At 69.0% G+C, this 17,599-nt stretch carries 19 protein-coding genes; 9 read left to right on the forward strand and 10 right to left on the reverse strand.

Annotated elements, in window-relative coordinates:
• Positions 1 to 70 precede the first annotated feature (70 nt).
• Both ACIQTT_RS09420 and ACIQTT_RS09425 read left to right on the forward strand, forming a co-directional pair.
• On the forward strand, positions 71 to 1,636 hold the full coding sequence (locus tag ACIQTT_RS09420) for an SDR family oxidoreductase (RefSeq protein WP_402788844.1): 1,566 nt from the start codon (positions 71 to 73) through the stop codon (positions 1,634 to 1,636).
• A 38-nt stretch (positions 1,637 to 1,674) separates the two neighbouring features.
• Positions 1,675 to 1,947 (forward strand): hypothetical protein, encoded by a 273-nt coding sequence (locus ACIQTT_RS09425; protein ID WP_402788846.1) that lies wholly within the window; start codon positions 1,675 to 1,677, stop codon positions 1,945 to 1,947.
• 124 nt (positions 1,948 to 2,071) lie between these two features.
• On the opposite strand, the gene ACIQTT_RS09430 is transcribed toward ACIQTT_RS09425, so the two are convergent.
• The 3 genes from ACIQTT_RS09430 to ACIQTT_RS09440 all read right to left on the reverse strand — a co-directional run bounded on the left by ACIQTT_RS09430 (position 2,072) and on the right by ACIQTT_RS09440 (position 6,773).
• On the reverse strand, positions 2,072 to 4,009 hold the full coding sequence (locus tag ACIQTT_RS09430; RefSeq protein ID WP_402788848.1) for a BCCT family transporter: 1,938 nt from the start codon (positions 4,007 to 4,009) through the stop codon (positions 2,072 to 2,074).
• 373 nt (positions 4,010 to 4,382) lie between these two features.
• Positions 4,383 to 6,077: an ABC1 kinase family protein gene (locus tag ACIQTT_RS09435; protein WP_402788850.1), complete on the reverse strand. Its 1,695-nt coding sequence runs from the start codon at positions 6,075 to 6,077 to the stop codon at positions 4,383 to 4,385.
• 72 nt (positions 6,078 to 6,149) lie between these two features.
• Positions 6,150 to 6,773: a PadR family transcriptional regulator gene (locus tag ACIQTT_RS09440; protein ID WP_247623808.1), complete on the reverse strand. Its 624-nt coding sequence runs from the start codon at positions 6,771 to 6,773 to the stop codon at positions 6,150 to 6,152.
• Positions 6,774 to 6,960: 187 nt separating this feature from the next.
• On the opposite strand from ACIQTT_RS09440, the gene ACIQTT_RS09445 reads away from it, so the two are divergent.
• Positions 6,961 to 7,212 carry a hypothetical protein gene (locus ACIQTT_RS09445; RefSeq protein ID WP_402788853.1) on the forward strand — a complete coding sequence of 84 codons (252 nt, stop codon included), beginning with the start codon at positions 6,961 to 6,963 and terminating at the stop codon, positions 7,210 to 7,212.
• A gap of 234 nt (positions 7,213 to 7,446) precedes the next feature.
• Positions 7,447 to 9,018, forward strand: a complete 1,572-nt coding sequence (locus ACIQTT_RS09450) for a glycosyltransferase family 2 protein (RefSeq protein WP_402788855.1) — start codon at positions 7,447 to 7,449, stop codon at positions 9,016 to 9,018.
• Between the two features lie 223 nt (positions 9,019 to 9,241).
• Here the strand turns inward: ACIQTT_RS09450 and map are convergent, their stop codons facing one another.
• On the reverse strand, positions 9,242 to 10,015 hold the full coding sequence (gene map, locus ACIQTT_RS09455) for a type I methionyl aminopeptidase (RefSeq protein WP_402788857.1): 774 nt from the start codon (positions 10,013 to 10,015) through the stop codon (positions 9,242 to 9,244).
• 70 nt (positions 10,016 to 10,085) lie between these two features.
• Between map and ACIQTT_RS09460 the strand changes: the two genes are divergently transcribed.
• Both ACIQTT_RS09460 and ACIQTT_RS09465 read left to right on the forward strand, forming a co-directional pair.
• Positions 10,086 to 10,358 carry a helix-turn-helix domain-containing protein gene (locus ACIQTT_RS09460; RefSeq protein ID WP_402791160.1) on the forward strand — a complete coding sequence of 91 codons (273 nt, stop codon included), beginning with the start codon at positions 10,086 to 10,088 and terminating at the stop codon, positions 10,356 to 10,358.
• A 53-nt stretch (positions 10,359 to 10,411) separates the two neighbouring features.
• The gene (locus tag ACIQTT_RS09465) at positions 10,412 to 10,582 is read left to right on the forward strand and encodes a hypothetical protein (protein ID WP_402788859.1); all 171 of its coding nucleotides are present in this window, start codon (positions 10,412 to 10,414) and stop codon (positions 10,580 to 10,582) included.
• Positions 10,583 to 10,718: 136 nt separating this feature from the next.
• On the opposite strand, the gene ACIQTT_RS09470 is transcribed toward ACIQTT_RS09465, so the two are convergent.
• Positions 10,719 to 11,156: a hypothetical protein gene (locus tag ACIQTT_RS09470; protein ID WP_402788861.1), complete on the reverse strand. Its 438-nt coding sequence runs from the start codon at positions 11,154 to 11,156 to the stop codon at positions 10,719 to 10,721.
• A gap of 44 nt (positions 11,157 to 11,200) precedes the next feature.
• Entirely contained in the window at positions 11,201 to 11,506 is a 306-nt protein-coding gene (locus ACIQTT_RS09475) for an ArsR/SmtB family transcription factor (RefSeq protein WP_402788863.1), read from the reverse strand.
• Positions 11,507 to 11,588: 82 nt separating this feature from the next.
• Between ACIQTT_RS09475 and ACIQTT_RS09480 the strand changes: the two genes are divergently transcribed.
• A complete protein-coding gene (locus ACIQTT_RS09480; RefSeq protein ID WP_402788865.1) occupies positions 11,589 to 12,827 on the forward strand; it encodes an MFS transporter in 1,239 nt (412 codons plus the stop codon).
• A 17-nt stretch (positions 12,828 to 12,844) separates the two neighbouring features.
• On the opposite strand, the gene ACIQTT_RS09485 is transcribed toward ACIQTT_RS09480, so the two are convergent.
• From ACIQTT_RS09485 to ACIQTT_RS09495, 3 genes are read right to left on the reverse strand one after another with little or no spacing between them, the layout of a single operon-like run.
• A complete protein-coding gene (locus tag ACIQTT_RS09485; RefSeq protein ID WP_402788867.1) occupies positions 12,845 to 13,078 on the reverse strand; it encodes a hypothetical protein in 234 nt (77 codons plus the stop codon).
• Positions 13,071 to 13,640, reverse strand: coding sequence for a hypothetical protein (locus ACIQTT_RS09490; RefSeq protein WP_402788869.1), 570 nt, complete (start codon positions 13,638 to 13,640; stop codon positions 13,071 to 13,073). Before ACIQTT_RS09490 ends, ACIQTT_RS09485 begins: the two co-directional genes overlap by 8 nt.
• Positions 13,641 to 13,651: 11 nt before the next feature.
• Positions 13,652 to 13,975 carry a hypothetical protein gene (locus tag ACIQTT_RS09495; protein ID WP_402788871.1) on the reverse strand — a complete coding sequence of 108 codons (324 nt, stop codon included), beginning with the start codon at positions 13,973 to 13,975 and terminating at the stop codon, positions 13,652 to 13,654.
• A 645-nt stretch (positions 13,976 to 14,620) separates the two neighbouring features.
• Here ACIQTT_RS09495 and ACIQTT_RS09500 point away from each other — a divergent pair.
• Both ACIQTT_RS09500 and ACIQTT_RS09505 read left to right on the forward strand, forming a co-directional pair.
• A complete protein-coding gene (locus tag ACIQTT_RS09500) occupies positions 14,621 to 15,250 on the forward strand; it encodes a hypothetical protein (RefSeq protein WP_402788873.1) in 630 nt (209 codons plus the stop codon).
• Positions 15,251 to 15,337: 87 nt separating this feature from the next.
• Positions 15,338 to 16,285: an ADP-ribosylglycohydrolase family protein gene (locus ACIQTT_RS09505; protein ID WP_402788875.1), complete on the forward strand. Its 948-nt coding sequence runs from the start codon at positions 15,338 to 15,340 to the stop codon at positions 16,283 to 16,285.
• A 373-nt stretch (positions 16,286 to 16,658) separates the two neighbouring features.
• Here the strand turns inward: ACIQTT_RS09505 and ACIQTT_RS09510 are convergent, their stop codons facing one another.
• Complete coding sequence (locus ACIQTT_RS09510) at positions 16,659 to 17,561, reverse strand: restriction endonuclease (RefSeq protein WP_402788877.1); 903 nt, start codon at positions 17,559 to 17,561, stop codon at positions 16,659 to 16,661.
• Positions 17,562 to 17,599 lie beyond the last annotated feature (38 nt).

Genomic DNA, 17,599 nt, shown 5'->3' on the forward strand with positions numbered 1-17,599 from the left:
AAGATTACTAGGTTGACTAGTGAAATGCCAGCCTAGTGATATTCCGTCGACTTCGACCTACGCTCGGGACATGACCGAGCTCACCCAGCCCACCGGACGTGAAGACGACCTGCGCGCGATCCCCCGAGACGACGGCAGCGCCCCCGTGGCCCTCGTGCTCGGGGCGACCGGGTACATCGGCGGACGCCTCACTCCGCGCCTGCTCAACGCCGGGTATCGGGTGCGGGTTCTGGCGCGCGACGCGACGCGCGCGGCATCCTTCCCCTGGGGTGCGGACTGCGAGATCGTCGAGGGATCGGCCGACGATGCGGATGCCGTGGCCGAGGCCATGCGCGACGTCGATGTCGTCTACTACCTGATCCATTCGATGGGCGCCGGCAAGGACTTCGAGGAGGCCGACGAGCGCGCGGCGCAGACGGTGGCGGATGCCGCGGCGAAGGCCGGAGCCCGCCGCATCGTGTACCTCGGCGGGCTGCACCCCGACGACGTCAAGCTCTCGCCGCACCTGCGCTCACGCGTGCGGGTGGGCGAGGTGTTCCTCGAATCGGGCGTGCCGACGCTCGTGCTGCAGGCCGGGGTCGTGATCGGGTCGGGCTCGGCGTCGTTCGAGATGATCCGTCACCTCACCGAGGTCCTCCCGTACATGCCCGCGCCGAAGTGGGTGCGCAATCACATCCAGCCGATCGCGATCCGCGACGTGCTGCACTACCTGCTCGGCGCCGCCCGGGTCGACGGGAGCGTGAACCGGGCGGTCGACATCGGCGGCCCCGACGTGCTGCGATACGGCCAGATGATGAACGGATACGCGGTTGAAGCCGGGCTCCCCCAGCGGGCGATCGCCGCCCTGCCCGTACTCACCCCGGGGCTCGCCTCGCACTGGGTGAACCTCGTGACGCCGGTGCCGCGCTCGATCGCCCGCCCGCTCGTCGCCTCGCTGCAGAACGAGTGCGTGGTGAAGAACCGCGACGTCGACGACCTGATCCCCCGACCGACGGGCGGACTCACCCCCTACCGGCGGGCCGTCTCGCTCGCGATCGGCCGCTCGAACAACGACACGATCGAGACCAGCTGGCAGGACTCCGAAGTCTCGGGTGCGCCGAGCGACCCGCTGCCGAGCGACCCCGATTGGGCCGGGCGAACGGTGTTCACCGATGCCCGGACGCTCGAGACGAAGGCATCCGTCGACCAGCTCTGGCGCGTGATCGAAGGCATCGGCGGTACGAACGGGTGGTACTCCTCGCCGTTCCTCTGGGCCGTGCGCGGATGGATGGACCGCCTCGTGGGCGGCGTCGGGCTGCGCCGCGGACGCCGCAGCCGCACCGAGGCTCGGGTCGGCGACGCGATCGACTTCTGGCGGGTCGAGGCGGTCGAGGAGCCGGGGGTGCAGACCGATGCATCCGACGCGAGCGGCGGACTGCTGCGTCTGCGCGCCGAGATGAAGGTGCCGGGGTCGGCATGGCTCGAGCTGCGGGCCCTGCCGCACGGGGGCGGAGCGACCTACGAGCAGCGGGCGGTGTTCTTCCCTCGCGGGCTCGGCGGTCGGCTCTACTGGTTCGCCGTGCTGCCGTTCCACGGTGCGATCTTCGCCGGCATGGCCGCCCGCATCACCGGAGCCGCCGAGGGCGCGAAGGAGTAGCGCCGGGCGTGCACCCGTCGTCTGGATAGGCTCGGGGCATGACCGAGGCCGAACCGAACCCGTACCGTCACCTCATCGCGCTGGCTGCGGGGATCGTGGCGCTGATCGTGTTCCTCACGTTCACGAGCGGCGTGATCGGCTATCTGGTGTCGATCGTGGTCGCGGGCGCCGCGGTGTTCGTCGGCCACAACGCCGTGCGCCACCGCGGCCGGATGCTCCTCGCCGCCATCCTCGGGCTCGTGCTCAGCTACTTCGTGCTGATCACCTCGGTCGGCCTGCTCGTCGTGCGTCTGACCCGCCTCGCGGGCTGACGGGGCCGCTGGGGCCCTTCGACAGGCTCAGGGCCCCAGTACCGGGTTGCTGATCCTGCACCGAAACTGGGTTGCTGAGCCACTCACTGGGTTGCTGAGCCTGTCGAAGCACCCGCACACCCGATCAGTCAACGCGCGGCCGCTCCGGGGCATCCGACTGCGCGGGGTCGACCGCGGCATCCACCGCGGCGTCGACGTCTCCCTGCGGGATGATGTCGATCGCCTCGGTCGCCGCCTCGTAGACCTCGGAGAGCGTCTCGTCGACGGTCTCCTCGTCGATCCAGGCGAGGTCGTCACCCGAGTGGTCGTACTCGACGGGCACGAGGGCGAAGTCGTCGCCGTACTCCTCGAGTCCGGCCATGACGCTGTGGCGCACCGCCGCACGGGCATACCGGTCGCGCAGGATCATGGGGTCGCGGCGCAGGTCGATCATGAACGCGACCATCATGAACGCCATGATCACCGCGAACGGTAGCGCCGCGATGATGGTCACGTTCTGCAGCGATTGCAGTCCGCTCCCTTCCTCACCCGACACGAGCACGACGGCGGCGATCGCGCCGACCAACGCGCCCCAGGTGACCGTGACCCAGCGCGCGGGCTCCGGACGACCCTGCTGCGACAGCGTGCCCATCACGAGCGAGGCCGAGTCGGCGCCGGTGATGAAGAAGATCGAGATCAACAGGATCAGCAGAATGCTCGTGATCAGCGGGAACGGCAGGTTCTCGAGCACGCCGAACAGCACCTCTTCGGGTGGGTCGACCACGAGCCCAGCGCCGTCCATCTGCTGACTGATCGCCGTGGTGCCGAAGATCGCGAACCAGATGAGCGAGATCGCCGAGGGCACGACGATCACGACCGACACGAACTGGCGGAGCGTGCGGCCGCGAGAGATCTTGGCGATGAACATGCCGACGAACGGCGACCACGAGATCCACCAGGCCCAGTAGAAGATCGTCCAGCCCGAGAGGAACGTCTCGACCTCGGCGCCCTGCGACGCCGAGCGGGCGATCATGGTGGGCAGGTCTCCGAGGAACTGCACGGCGACCGAGGGGATGACGTTGAGGATGAGCATCGACGGTCCGACGAAGAACACGAAGAACGCGAGCACCAGTGCCATCACGGCGTTGGTGTTGGAGAGCGCGCGGATGCCCTTCGAGACGCCCGACACGGCCGAGGCGATGAAGCAGGCGGTGAGCACGGCGATGACCGCGATCAGGATGCCGTTGCCGACCTCGCCGATGCCGGTGACGAGTTCGACGCCGTGTCCGATCTGCAGGGCGCCGAGTCCGAGCGAGGCGGCCGTGCCGAAGAGCGTGACGATGATCGAGAAGATGTCGATCGTGCGGCCGAGGGGACCGGTCGTGCGGCCCTCGCCGAGCAGCGGCGCGAAGATCGAGGAGATCAGCGGGGTGCGGCCGCGGCGGAATGCACCATAGGCGATCGCGCCGCCGACGAGTGCGTAGAACGCCCAGGCTTGCGGACCCCAGTGATAGAGCACCTGGGCCTGCGCGGTGTGCATCGCCTCGAGGGTGTTGGCCTCGACGGTGCCGGGCGGGGGCGACTCGAAGAACGTGAGCGGCTCGGCGGCACCCCAGAACACCAGACCGATGCCCATGCCGGCGGCGAACAGCATCGAGATCCACGAGAACATCGAGAACTCGGGCTCTTCGTCATCGCGGCCGAGCGGGATGCGCCCGTACCGGCTGAAGCCGACGAACAGCATGAACACGAGGATGACCGTCGCGATCGTCGTGAAGAAGAAGCCGAAGTACTCGACCACCCACGCGAGCACACTGCTCGCCGTGCCCGAGAGGTTGTCGCCCGCGAACACGCCCCAGGCGATGAACGCCACGGTCGCGGCGAGCGCGACACCGAACACGAGGTGGTCGGTGCGATAGGTGCGCCCGGTCTCCTCGACCGACACTCCGGGGATCAGCGCCGGGTGCAGTCCGCGCGGCGGGACGGCCGACATGTCGCGGACGATCTTGCGGCCCGTCTCGGTGGCCTTGGGGACGATGTTGGTGGCGGTCGTGCGGGGAGGCTTCTCTTCGGGGGTCTCCATGAGAAACCATTCTCCCACGGCTCGTTCATCGGCACGGGGGCTTGCGCGGGGCGAGGCCCTTCGACAGGCTCAGGGACCCAGTCCCGTCGCCCCCACCCAACCTGGGTCCGTCGGCCCCACCCGACCTGGTTCCGTCGGCCCCACCCGACCTGGGTCGCTGAGCCTGTCGAAGCGTCGCAGGGCGGCAGCATCCATTCGCTCGGGAGGAGAACTCGCGCTGCGCAGGACCAAGAGCGGCGGATGCTCCTGCCGAACGCGAAATCTCCTCCGCTCGCGGGCGCGGCGGGGCCCTTCGACAGGCTCAGGGACCCAGTTCAAAGACACCCGACCTGGGTCGCTGAGCCTGTCGAAGCGTCGCAGGGCGGCCCCGCGGCTACCGGCGGAAGAACCCCGAGAACACCGAGTGCAACAGGGGCAGAGCGGATGCCCAGAGCAGCGTGTAGCCGAGACCGGGCACGGGGTCGACGAGCAGCGCGCCACCGACGAGCATCGCGGCGAAGAGCACGCCCGAGCCGATGCGGCGGGCGATGCCCTCGAGCCGGTCGAGCCGGCGTTCGAGCCGGGAGGTGTCGAAGGTGACGTTGCCGTCGTCGACGCGCGTGATGATCGCGTCAATGCGGTCGGGAAGGCGCATCGTGATGCCGGCGGTCTTCATCGCGCGCTGCGCCATGTCCTGCACGAGGTTGCCGCTCTCGTCGCGCAGCAGCCGGTTGGCGTAGGGCTCGGCCGCATCCCACACGTTGAACGTCGGGTCGAGCGCGCTGCACATGCCCGAGGTGAGCGACACCGCGCGGATCAGCAGCAGCAGGTGCTCGGGCAGTTGCAGCGGCAGACGGCGCACCATGTCGCCGAATTCATCGGCGAAGTCGGCGAACTCGCGCGGGTCGACCTTCGACAGCTCCGCGAAGCCCATGCCGCCGAACCGTGCGAAGAGGGCGGTGAGCGCCCGTTCGAGCTCGCCGGTGTCGGCCGAGGGCAGCAGCACCCCGATCTCCTTCGCGGCGGCGACGAGTCCGCGGCTGTCCCGCGCGGTCACCGCGATCAGGAGGGTGCGCAGGCCGGCGCGCAGATTCGCCGGGACCTCGGCCATCATGCCGAAGTCGATGAAGGTGAGGTGCCACGGCGGGTCACCGGCATCCACTCCCGCCGCCCGCGGCGTCACGAACATGTTGCCGGGGTGCGGGTCGGCGTGTACGAAGCCGTGCGTGAACACCTGGTCGAACATGACCTCGGCGAACACCTCGGCGACCTGCGCGGGGTCGATGCCGGCGGCGCGCAGCGCGTCGGTGTCGTTGATCTTGATGGCGGTGACGTCCGACAGGGTCAATACGCGGCGGGTCGACCGCTCCCACACGATCTCCGGTGCGTCGACGCGCGGGTCGTCGGCGAAGGCCTCCCGGAAACGCTCGGCGGATGCCGCTTCGTGCAGGTAGTCGATCTCCTCGAGGCTCGTGGCCGCGAACTCCTCGACGAGGGCGGGGGCATCCACCCGGTCCGACACGATGCGCACCCGCGTGAGCCACTTGCCGACCCGGCGCAGGGCGGCGAGGTCGGTCGCGACGATGCCGTCGATCCCCGGGCGCTGCACCTTCACCACGACCGTGTCGAGCCCGGTGTCGGCGGCATCCTGCTCCGACAGCTTCGCCCGGTGGGCCTGACCGAGGGATGCCGCGGCGAGCGGCGTCTCGTCGACCCACGCGAACGCACGCCCGAGGGGTATCCCGAGCTCGGCCTCGGCGAGCACCCGGATCTCGGCGAACGGTACGGCCGGCACCTCGTCCTGCAGACCGGCGAGCTCGGCCGTGATCTCGGGCGGCAGCACGTCGAGGCGCGACGACATGAACTGGCCGACCTTGATCATGAGTCCGCCGAGCTCCACCGCGAGGCCGTGGAACCGGCGCGCGAACTTCTGCATGCGCGGGGCTCGCGTGCGCTCCGAGAGGCCGCTCATGCCGAAGCGCGGCAGCACGAGCTCGAACCACCAGATCTTCACGAACTCCCGAGCGGCGAAGGAGATGATGCGACGGTAGCGAGCGCGGTGGGCGCTCTGCGCCGGGGCATCCGTCATCGTGTTCTTCCTCCGCCGTCGGGAACGCCCGCCCGGAGACCGGGCGGGCAGAAGCGCGTCATCCCGGCCGGATCAGTCCTGCGCGAGGATGCTGTACAGCTTACGGCGGGCGTCGTCGAGCACGTCGATCGCGGCCTGCACCTGCTCGGGCGATCCGCTGCGGCCGACCTGAGCGGCGGCGGCGGCTAGGTCGACACCGGCCTTGGGCAGCGCATGGAAGCGCGGGTCGTTGCGGTGGCCGTCCTTCGAGGTCGACTCCCACGGAGCCTTCGTCTCGGTCGTCTCGGTGGCGACGGCGCGACCCGCCTCGGTGAGCGAGTAAGTCTTGCGACCGTTCTGCTCCTCAGCCTCGATCAGGCCCTCGTCGGCGAGCAGCTGGAGCGTCGGGTAGACGGAGCCGGCGCTCGGCTTCCACGAGCCGCCGCTGCGCTCGGAGATCTCGTTGATGATCTGGTAGCCGTGCATCGGGCGCTCGGCGAGCAGCGAGAGCACCGCGGCGCGGACATCACCGCGGGCCATGCGGCTGCCGCCGGACGGACGCTGCTGGTCGAACGACTTGCGCAGCTGGTCGAAGGCGTCGAAGAGCGCGCCAGCCGGACCGTTGGGGCCGCCGAGGCCGCCGGTGCCGAAGATGTTGCCGAGCGGGTTGTCGGCGCTGTTGCTGCCGGTTCCGCCGAAGGGGAATGCGTTGTTCATGATGACCTCCAGATGGGGTGGTGAACGATACTCAACGATATATCGTTCACCTGGGTGCGGGGTGGGAGTTCGCGGTCCCTGAGCGAGCGGAGCGAGACGAAGGGCGGTCCCTGAGCGAGCGGAGCGAGACGAAGGGTCCCCCACGAGGGGGATGCGCCGCTCGTCCGACCTCCGTACCGTCGAAGGCATGACAGATCCCGAAGAGAAGGCAGAGAAGTCCGAGAAGGAGACCCAGAACGGGCTCGCTCTGGGGATCGCCCTCGGCATCCCGTTCGGCATGGTGGCCGGCCTACTGTTCTTCGACAACCTCGGCCTCGGTATGGGCCTCGGGCTGTCGCTCGGCATCGCGATCGGCGTGGCGATCGATGCGCAGAACAAGAAGAAGACGGATGCCTCGCCCGAAGCGCCGCCCGAGCCTCCGGCAACGCCGAACCCCTGAGACCGCCCCTGCGACGCTTCGACAAGCTCAGCGACCCAGGGGTGGGCACCTGCTCGAAACTGGGTCCCTGAGCCTGTCGAAGGGTCCCGCGACACCGGGTCCCTGAGCCTGTCGAAGGGCCCCTGCGCCGAGAGGCCGTCTCCGCGATGCGCCCGCCTCGATCGTGCGCACCACACGCCCGGGGGAAATGCAATCCCGGTGCGCGTCACAGCGACGGCTGTTCTACTGGCGTCAATGTCGTCGTATATCGGAATCCAGAAGCCGTCCATCCGGGTCAGTGTGATCGTGCCCGTGTTCAACCCGGGCGATGGCTTCCGCGACCTCATCGCCTCGCTCGACCGGCAGAGCCTGCGCCCGGATCAGTTCGAGATCCTGCTCTGCGACGACGGATCCGATGAGGCGACGAAGCGGCGCCTCGACCGCGTCGCCCAGGATCGTCCGCATGTTCGCGTGCTGAACCTGCCTCACTCCGGCTGGCCCGGCACGCCGCGCAACGAGGGCGTCGCGGCCGCTCAGGGCACCTATGTGCAGTTCGTCGACCAGGACGACTACCTCTTCGACACCGCGCTCCAGGCCCTCTGCGACTACGCCGATGCGAACGGCTCCGACGTCGTCGTCGGCAAGGAGGTGGGCATCGGACGCGCCCTGCCGAGCCGCATCTTCCGTCGCGATATTCCGGATGCCGTACTCGGCGAGCACCCGCTGCTCGAGATGCTCACGCCGCACAAGCTGTTCCGCACTCAGTTCCTGCGTGACAACGGCATCCGCTTCCCCGACGGCCGCGTGCGCCTCGAGGACCACCTGTACGTGATGCAGGCGTACTTCGCGGCGTCGAAGATCTCGATCCTCGCGAGCGTGCCCTGCTACGCGTGGGTCAAGCATCCGGGCAGCGCGAGCGCTTCGCGGATCGATCCCGAGACGTACTACCCGCATCTCGAGAACGTGCTCGACGTCGTCGAGGCGAACACCGAGCCGGGCACCCTGCGCGACCGACTGCTGCGGCACTGGTTCCGCGGCAAGATCCTCAAGCGCTTGAGCGGCAGACAGATGCTGCGCTACCCCGCCGAGTACCGGAACCGACTGATCGACGTGGTGACCCCCATCGTCGAGAGGCGCTTCGGCCCCGGGGTCGACGCCGGGCTCTCGTTCCCCCACCGCATCCGCGCGGCACTGCTGCGTGCCGGGCTGCGCGACGACCTCGTGCGCTTCGCGGAGTTCGAGACGGAGCTGTCGTGCGTGGCGGCGGTGACCTCGGCGAACTGGTCGCGCGGCGGCGGGCTGCACCTGTCGATCGACGTGAGCATCCTGCGCGACGGGCGCGAGGCGCTCGTCTTCGACACCGAGACCGACCGCCTGTCGTCGCTGCCGCTGGAGTCGCTCACCGACCTGCCGCCCGAGGCGCTCGTCGCCGGGCGCGAGCGCACCAACGACCGGATCGAACTGTTCCTCCTGGGCGACGAGCCGGGCGACGAACGCCGCATCGCGAGCGAGCGACCCCGAGCGCGCTCCGGCATCTCGGTCGCGATCGACCCGCTGAGGGTGTTCGCCGACCACGGCCCCTCCTCGACCCTCCGCCTGATGGCGAAGGTGCGCCGGGCCGGGTGGACATTCGACGTGCCCGTGACCTCGGATGCCGGCGCACTGATGCGTGCGGGATCCTCACCTCTACTGGCCGGCAGCGCCGTGCTTCTCACGACCGGCTCGAGCGGCGGCGTCGAGCTGCAGCGCGAGGGGTCGGGCACGGGGCTGCGCGACCTGGCCGGGCGGTCGGCGCGACGCGCACGGCAGCTGGTGCGGCGGACGTAGGGGCGCGCCCTTCGGGACCTTTCGCGAGGGAGGAGGCCTTTCGCAACGGAGGAGATCTCTCGCAACGCAGGAGCGGATGCCGAGAACAGTCCTCCGTATCGCGAGAACTCCTCCGATACAGGTGTCCCGCCCCGCGGAACTGGGTCCCTGAGCCCGTCGAAGGGCCCCGCCCCGCGGAACTGGGTCCCTGAGCCCGTCGAAGGGCCCCGCCCCGCGGCATCCGCTACCGCGTCGGCAGCGTCAGGATCTCGGCGCCGTCGTCGGTGATCGCGACCGTGTGCTCGGTGTGGGCGGTGCGGGCACCCGTCGCGCTGCGGAGGGTCCAGCCGTCGGCATCCGTCACGAGCTCGTCGGTGTCGGCCATGATCCACGGCTCGAGCGCGAGCAGCAGGCCCGGGCGCAGCACGTAGCCGCGACCAGGGCGTCCGTTGTTGGCGACGTGCGGGTCCTGGTGCATGGTCGAACCGATGCCGTGGCCGCCGAACTCCATGTTGACGGGGTACCCCTCGGCCTTCAGCACCGTGCCGATCGCGCGCGAGATGTCGCCGATGCGGGCGCCGGGGCGGGCAGCGGCGATGCCGGCGGCGAGCGCGCGCTCGGTCGTCGCGATCAGGCGCTCGTCCTCGGGGTCTCGGGTGGTGCCGACGATGAAGCTGATCGCGGCGTCGGCGGCGATGCCGCGCAGTGAGACGGCGAGGTCGAGGGTGAGCAGGTCGCCGTCGGCGAGGGTGTAGTCATGGGGCATGCCGTGCAGAACGGCGTCGTTCACGGCGGTGCAGATGTAGTGGCCGAAGGGGCCGTCGCCGAAGGACGGCGCGTAGTCGACGTAGCAGGATTCGGCACCCGCATCCTCGATCATCTGCTTCGCCCAGCGGTCGATGTCGAGCAGGTTCGTGCCCACGGATGCCTTCGCCTTGAGCGCGTGCAGGATGTCGCCGACGAGGGCGCCGGTCGCGCGGGCGCGGTCGAGTTCGTCGGGCGTGAGGATTTCGATCATGGGGTGCTTTCCGGGTGGCGACCAATAACTATCCCGGCAATCCTATCCCGGGATTAGTATTGGCATCATGATGGTCCGGATGCCGCTCACCCCCGCCGAGGTCGAACGCGGCGAGCGACTCGGCGCCCTGCTGCGCGCCGCGCGGGGCGAGCGCTCGATGCTGGGCGTGGCGCTCGACGCCGGGGTCTCGCCCGAGACGCTGCGCAAGATCGAGTCGGGCCGGGTCGCGACGCCGGCCTTCTCGACGATCGCCGCGATCGCGGGGGTTCTGGGACTGTCACTCGACGCCGTGTGGGCCGAGATCGGGGCGGATGCCGCGACCCCGGGTCGCGTGGCGTCGTGACGCACGGGCCCGAAGATCCGCGGGAGCCGGCCGCTCCCCGTCGGGCGACCCCGATGGGCACCACGCTCGGCGGCCTCCTCGGCGCCGCGCTCGGCACACCGGGTGGGCTGCTGGTCTTCGGCGACAACCTCTGGCTGGGCCTCGGTGCCGGGGCGGCGATCGGAGCGCTCATCGGCGCGACGATCCTGGGCCCGTTCCTCAGTGGGAAACTCGGCGACGACTAGGACGAGCGCGGGCCGCGGCATCCGGTCTTCACCGGGGTGCGCGCACAACTCCGGAGATCCGTCGCGATCCGCCCCGAAACTGCGCACCCATCCATCCTCGACTGCCGATTCTCCGGAGTTATGAACCGCCGGCGACTCAGCCCGGCAGCTCCACCCCGCGCGACGCGGCGAGCGCCTGCAGTTTCTCGGCAGCATCCGTCTCGATGCACACCGTGGCCTGCAGCCCGGAGCCGCCGTCGCGCAGCAGGTAGTAGCTCGTGGTGTCGGTGAGCCCGTCGCCGGCCGCGTCGAGGAAGACGAAGCGCACGCGCACGATCGCGAGCTTCTCGGACACGTCGGTGCTGTCGAGCACCTCGTGACGCACCGAGACGAGTCCGAGCTTCTTGTACAGCGGGTACGACATGGTCAGCCCCTCGACCATGCTCTCGCGGGACTCCGCCACCATCGAGGCGCGGTCGTCGACGATGACACCGGGTTCGGTCCACAGCCGTGCGGATGCCTCGGCATCGAAGCTCGTGAGGTTCGCCGCGTAGCGGCCGAAGAAGTCCTGCAGGCGGTCGGCGCTGATGGTCATGCATCGAGCCTCCCCGAGGTCGCGGGCGGACGCAATGGGTGGGGCTAGGTCGCGAGCACCGAGTCCAAGAGCCCCGGGAAGCGTGCGTCGAGGTCATCGCGGCGCAGCGTCAGGCGTCGACGCCGGCCGTCGGGCTCGTTGCGGATGACGCCGGCCTCGCGCAGCACCTTCATGAAGTGCGACTTGGTCGACTTCGGCAGGTTGGGGTCGGTGGCGTGGCAGGCGGCCATGTCGAGCGGGCCGTCGGCGAGCTGGCGCGTGATGGCGAGGCGCTCGGGGTCGCTGAGCGCGAAGAGCACGTCGGTCAGCTGGATCTCGGAGCGCTCCGGGTGCGGAAGATCGCCAGGCATAGTTCGAGAATAGTTGAACAATCGACGGATGGCGAGTACGGTCGGATGGTTCGACAAATCTCGAACGGTTGAGGAGCAGCGGATGACCAGCACCGAGTCGATCACGGTTGTGCGGGGCGGGACCCTTCGACAGGCCCAGGGACCCAGCCGTGGCAGCATCCGCTCCCGCCTCGGCTTCCCGCTCGCGGTCGTCGCGCAGATCCTGATGATGGCGGGCGCGAGCGCGCCGTCGCCGTTCTACCCGGTGCTCGCGCAACAGATCGGCTTCGACGCGATCGTCATCAGCGCGGTATTCGCCGTGTACGCGGTGGCGCTGCTGCTCACGCTCCTCACGGCCGGTTCGCTCTCCGATCACGTCGGCCGACGGCCGGTGGCGATCGGGGGATTCCTGCTGCTCGCGGCCAGCATGGTGCTGTTCTGGCATGCGGATGCCGTCGCCACCCTGTTCCTCGCCCGCATCCTGCAGGGCGCGGCGAGCGGTCTGCTCATCTCCGCGCTCTCGGCGACAGTGCTCGACTTCGCCCCGACCGGACGCCCGAAGGCCGCGGCCCTCTGGAACTCCCTCAGCCCCGGTATCGGTCTCGCCACCGGCGCCCTGGTCTCGGGGGTGCTGCTCGACGTCACCGGGCAGGCACTGCTCGACGTGTTCGCTCCGCTCACGGCGGCGTACGTGCTGCTCGCCGCGCTGTTCTTCGCGATCCCCGAGACCGCGCCGCGTCGGCCCGGGGTCTGGGCGTCGCTGAGTTTCCGGTTGTCGGTGCCCGCCGGCATCCGTTCGGATCTCTGGCGCGGCGCACCCGCGATCATCGCGGGCTGGGCGACGGGCGGGCTGTTCCTCTCGCTCGGCGCGAACATCGTGCGCGGCGAGCTCGGCGGCGAGGCGCACGTGTGGCAGGGGCTGGGCGTCGTGCTGCTCGCGGGCGTCGGCGCGGTGACGGCCTTCACCCTGCGACGGATGCCGGCGCGCACCACCGTGCTGTTCGGCACGGCGGCCCTCGCCGTCGGCACCGCTCTGTCGCTCGCGGCGCTCTCGGTGCAGTCGCTCCCCTTCTACCTCGTCGCCGCAGGTGTCACGGGCATGGGCTTCGGCACCGCGTTCTCGGGGGTGGTCGCGTCGCTGGCGCCGAAGATCCCCGCGACCGAGCGCGCCGACACGTTCGCCGTGATCTACGTGCTGGCATACGTCGCGTTCGGGATTCCGGCGGTGGCTGCGGGGCTGCTCGTGGGCATCGTCGGGCTCGAGGCGGTGTGCTTCGAATATGGCGTGGTCGTGATCGCGCTGGCGGCGGTGGCGTTCGGGTTGCGGGTGCGGCGGGGCTGATTCAGGAGCGGGCGTAGTCAGGAGCGCGTGCGCTTCTCGCCCTGCGGCACCCACTTCCACTGCAGCGCCGGGCCGTCGATCTGTTTGACGGTGAAGCGGCGCGCGCAGGTCGTGCACTCGACGCGGTAGGCCATCGACCAGCCGGGCTCGGAGGTCTCGACGATCCGCACGCGCCCCGCGCGCTGCTCGTCATTCGGGTCGGTGCGGTCGTCGGCGCGGTACGGACCGCAGCACGGATGCCGGTCAGCCATCGGCATCCTCCGGCCAGATCCAGTCGAGGTCGGCGGCATCCGCCTGCTTCGCCATCGTGCGGCGGCGCGAGGCGGCCCGCTTCGTCTCGTCGTTGATGGGCAAGGCGAAGCGCCAGCCGGCGGGGAAGACGTGCAGGGCGAGGGTCGAGGCATCCGCTGCCCGCGGATCGACCTCGCGCACGATCGTGACGGCGTAGTCGCTCACGCGCCAGACGTAGCGCGGGAACGAGACCAGGTTCTGCCGGCCGAGCCGTCGCCCGTAGCCGTCGTCGGGATCGAGCGGCGACTCGGCGTGGAAGTCGTCGCCACTGAAGAAGTGCACGAAGTCGCGCAGGAGGGTCTGCGCGAGCGCGGCGAGCTGCGCGTCGGCGTCGGACGACCCGTCGGAACGCGCGAGCGGCACGATCGTGACGTGCTGCTTCACGATCGCCCACGGCGTCAGCTCGCGCCAGTGCACCTCGACGTCGATGCGTCCGTTCAGCCCGCGGCGCTCGCCCCGCCGGATGCGCTCGACCTCCTGCATGATCGCGAGGCCGTCGGCGACCTGAACGAAAGAGGGCACAGCGGATGCCGTCAACCGAGGTTCGCCTGGATCTGACCTGCGAGCTTCTCGACGGCCTTCTTGTTCTTCATGCCGTCCATGACTGCGGGCGGACGGTTGTGGTGCACGTTGAGCCAGAGGTGCACGTCGGATCCGGATGCCGCGGCGACGACGGTCGCGCGCCCGATGAGCTCCCAGTTGAGCATCGTCTTGCGGGTCTGGAAGTCGATCTGCGTGCCGTCGGGGCTCTGCCCGAGCACCTTCGCCTTGGTGTCGGCGAGGGTCTTCTGCACGGCCGCCGCGGTGGTGGTGGCATCGGCGTTCGAGTGGAACGTGGTGGTGGCTTCGGATGACATGCGGGTCCCCTCCGGTTGGGATCGTCGGTGTCGGTGGGGCCAGGTTAGCGGGTGGGGCGGGTGGGGGTGGGGCGGGTTGACAGCCCCCGGTCCCTGAGCGAGGAGCGCAGCGACGAGACGAAGGGTCGCATAACTGGGTCCCTGAGCTTGTCGAAGGGCCCCACCACTCCAGCGACTGAGTACTACTGGGTCCGGTCCCTACGCATGTCGAAGGGCCGGGCCCCAGACACTCGCGAAGTGACCCACGCCACGGCAGGCGAGCGGAACGCTCTCATCGAGCGCTCCGCTCACTCATGTCATCGACGTGCGCAGTGGTCGCACATTCGGTAGTTGTTCGTTCCACGCTGCCGGTTGCGCAACGGGATCTGCTTGCCGCTGACGCAGTCGTCGTAGACGTGGTGAACGTCAGGATCGCTGGGGTTGGTCGAGTGGTAGGCAGGGACTCGCATGTTGCTCCTTTGCATCTTTGGCACCGGAGAAGACCTCCGGTGCCTCATACGAGAGGAGCCATCGACGCCTTCGGTGATACATGCGAACGCATTATTGACGACGCGCGATTCGAACAACTCCCCCTTCGGCAGATGACTCTCCGCCATGATCGGACAAGAGGCTCCGGCGCAGGCGTGTCGGCCAGGAAGGACACACGTGGTTACGACAGGAGCCCGCGCGTCCGCGCTGAGTAAGGTACTGGCACGCGCGGGGATGACACCGACCGGCAAGCCGCCCGCACCGCGGCTTTCCACTCTGACCGCGGATGCGGCAGCCAACGTCATGGATATCTACTACCGCCTCGGAGGAACTCTGCTTGAGCCACCTCTTCGTCCGGGTACGTGGGACCTGAGCTTCGATGGGATTCTGATTGAGCTCGATGAGGGGTTTCACTTCAATCGCTACCGAGCAACGACTCTCGACAGCGGGTGGGCGCGCGATCTGCCCTGGCGATCTGCGTATCTTGACTATTGCACCCAACACGAGCGCCATTCAGGCACCGGAGGACGACGATGGTCATCGCCGTCGGCAACGCGCATGTTCGGTGGAACTGATCCGGATGGCGTCTTCGGCGACCATGGGTCTTCGCGATGGAAGCAGCGCGCACTTTACGACTCGGTCAAGGACGCAAGTGCGGGAGCGGGCGACGTGCGGCTCTCGCGCGTGTCGATCTACGACACGATCGATGGCATTCTCCTCGACCACGCGTTGTACGGCCGTGCCTCGTTGCCGCCCGCCCGCGTGAAGGAGCACGTGCTCAGCCGCCTTACTAGGCTGACGCCATAGGCGGACGCAGGCCGCTGAACGGGTGATTCACACCTCCCAGCCGCCGCACTGATTCGACTGCGACCGAACGACCGGAAGGCCCCACCCATGCCCCTCACCGCTCCTCAGCTCGGCCGCGCGATCGGCGCGGTGCTCGCCTCGGCCGCGGGCGATGCGCTCGGGTCGCAGTACGAGTTCGGTCCGGTGCTCGACGATGCGGTGACGCCCGTGTTCGGCGTCGGGCAGTTCGGGCATGGCGTCGGCGAGTGGACCGATGACACGAGCATGGCCGTGCCGATCCTCGACGTGCTCGCGCGCGGCGATCGGCTGGAGGATGCCGCGTCGCGCGAGGAGATCGTCGGCCGCTGGATCGGATGGGCGCAGACCGCGAAAGACGTCGGCGCGCAGACCCGCGCGGTGCTCGCGCGCATTCCGCAGCCGTTCACGGAGGCCGATGTGCTCGCGGCATCCCGCGCCGAGCACGAACGCGCCGGACGCAGCGGAGGCAACGGGGCGCTCATGCGCACGGGCCCGCTCGCGCTCGGGTATCTGGACCGCCCCGCAACGGAACTCGCGGCCGCCGCCGAAGCGATCTCGAAGCTCACACACTGGGAGCAGGACAGCGCCTCGGCCTGCATCCTCTGGTCGGCGGCGATCCGGCACGCGATCCTCACCGGCGAGCTCGACGTGCGGGGTCAACTGTCGTTGCTGCCAGCGGCGGATGCTGCGCGCTGGGGTGCGTTGATCGATGAGGCGCTGGTTCCCGGGGCGCATCCGCGGGACTTCATGGCGCAGAACGGGTGGGTCGTGCGGGCGTTCCAGGGGGCGTTGGCGGCGGTGGTTGGGGCGTCGTCACTGGTCGACGCGTTGGAGCGGGCCGTGCGGGGCGGGGCGGATACGGATACCGTTGCCGCGATCGCCGGTGCGTTGGGTGGGGCGGTGTGGGGTGCTTCGGTGTTGCCCGCGGAGTGGGTCGGGGTGTTGCACGGGTGGCCGGGGTATTCGGCGGGGGATCTGCGGGGGCAGGTGGAGCGGGCGGTGGCGCTGTACGGGTAAACCCGTACAGACATCGCCTTTCGAGGTACGTATCGTCGCCGGTGCCCAATCCAATCTCTTGACAACTATTCGGGAGGGCCGTGCGTATGAGAGATCCGTGGCTTGAGACAATCACTCGTCCGGCGAGTCACCTCGTCGCGACGTGCGCCGTCTTCATCGTCCTCATCGCCTGCGTTGTGCTGTCCGTCGTGAATCCGCCGTGGATGGCCTTGCTCGGCATCGTGGGCGCCGCACCCGTGGTGATCTGGTACCTCTTCATGATGAAGAGGTACCGGCAGAATCGTGCTCGCTGGTCGGCAGAGACGGATCGTCGAGAGTGAAGCTGCAGGCGGGTGAGTGCCATCTCGGCGTCGGCCCACCTGCAACGAATTCGCTAGGAAATCCCGTTGTACATGAGCGTCTTGGCGCGAGCGTTCATCGCTTCGAGTCCGGCGTTCTCCACGTCGTAGACGAAGAGTGCGATGCCCGCGTTGTCAGCGAAATCCACCGCTCCGGACGCATAACCGACGCTCGTGAAGAAGAGAGCGTGGCGACCTTGGCGATCATTCGCCGCGACACCGGCGAGCTCGCGCATGGGCGCAACGCCCACCGCCTTCGAGAAGTGCTTCACCTGCGCGAAGCTCTTCTGCCCGACAACATCCATGCCGCCGTCGCCCGTGTAGCTCGTGAGTTCGGCATCCGCCTCACCGAGGTGACGCATCCATTGAGCGACAACCTCTTCCGCGCCGCGCGGGGTGACGCCTTCCGGGCGAGGGGACGGCGGCGGGAAGGCCCGATGGCGCGACGGCTCGATGGGCATGCCAACTTTGCGGCGACGTCCCTCCAGCACCGATAGCGCTCCCTGGAAAGCCGCCTCGTGCAACTCGGCCACCGTTCGGTCGTACTTTGCGCTCGCGCGCTTCGACGCGGCGCGCGAGCCGATGGAAAGCAGGGCGACGAGGATGATGAGGGATGCCGCTACGCCGATGAATGAAAGCGCCGGGTACTCCGCCAACCACTGACGCGGTGAGTCGAGCCAGTCGGGTAAATCAGGGATGTCCGCGGGCAGAAGCCGGAGGACAGTGACGGCAGCCGCGACGATCGCCAGAACCACGAACATCGCGACCCACGCCTGCCACGCCTCACTCGACCTGTCTTCGTCGGAACGGTGAAGGTTGATCTTCGGGCCGATCGTCCGGCGAAGATGCTTGCGAAGTAGCTCATCATCCACCCACGGATCCGGAATCGCGCGTGCGATGTCTCGCCCCATCTTGCTTGCCGTGTTCACAGATCTCACGCGATCATCCTGGCAGGAACGGGTGCGCGTAGATGCAT

Source organism: Microbacterium sp. NPDC090225 (assembly GCF_044772365.1).
In the GTDB taxonomy this organism is placed as follows: domain Bacteria; phylum Actinomycetota; class Actinomycetes; order Actinomycetales; family Microbacteriaceae; genus Microbacterium.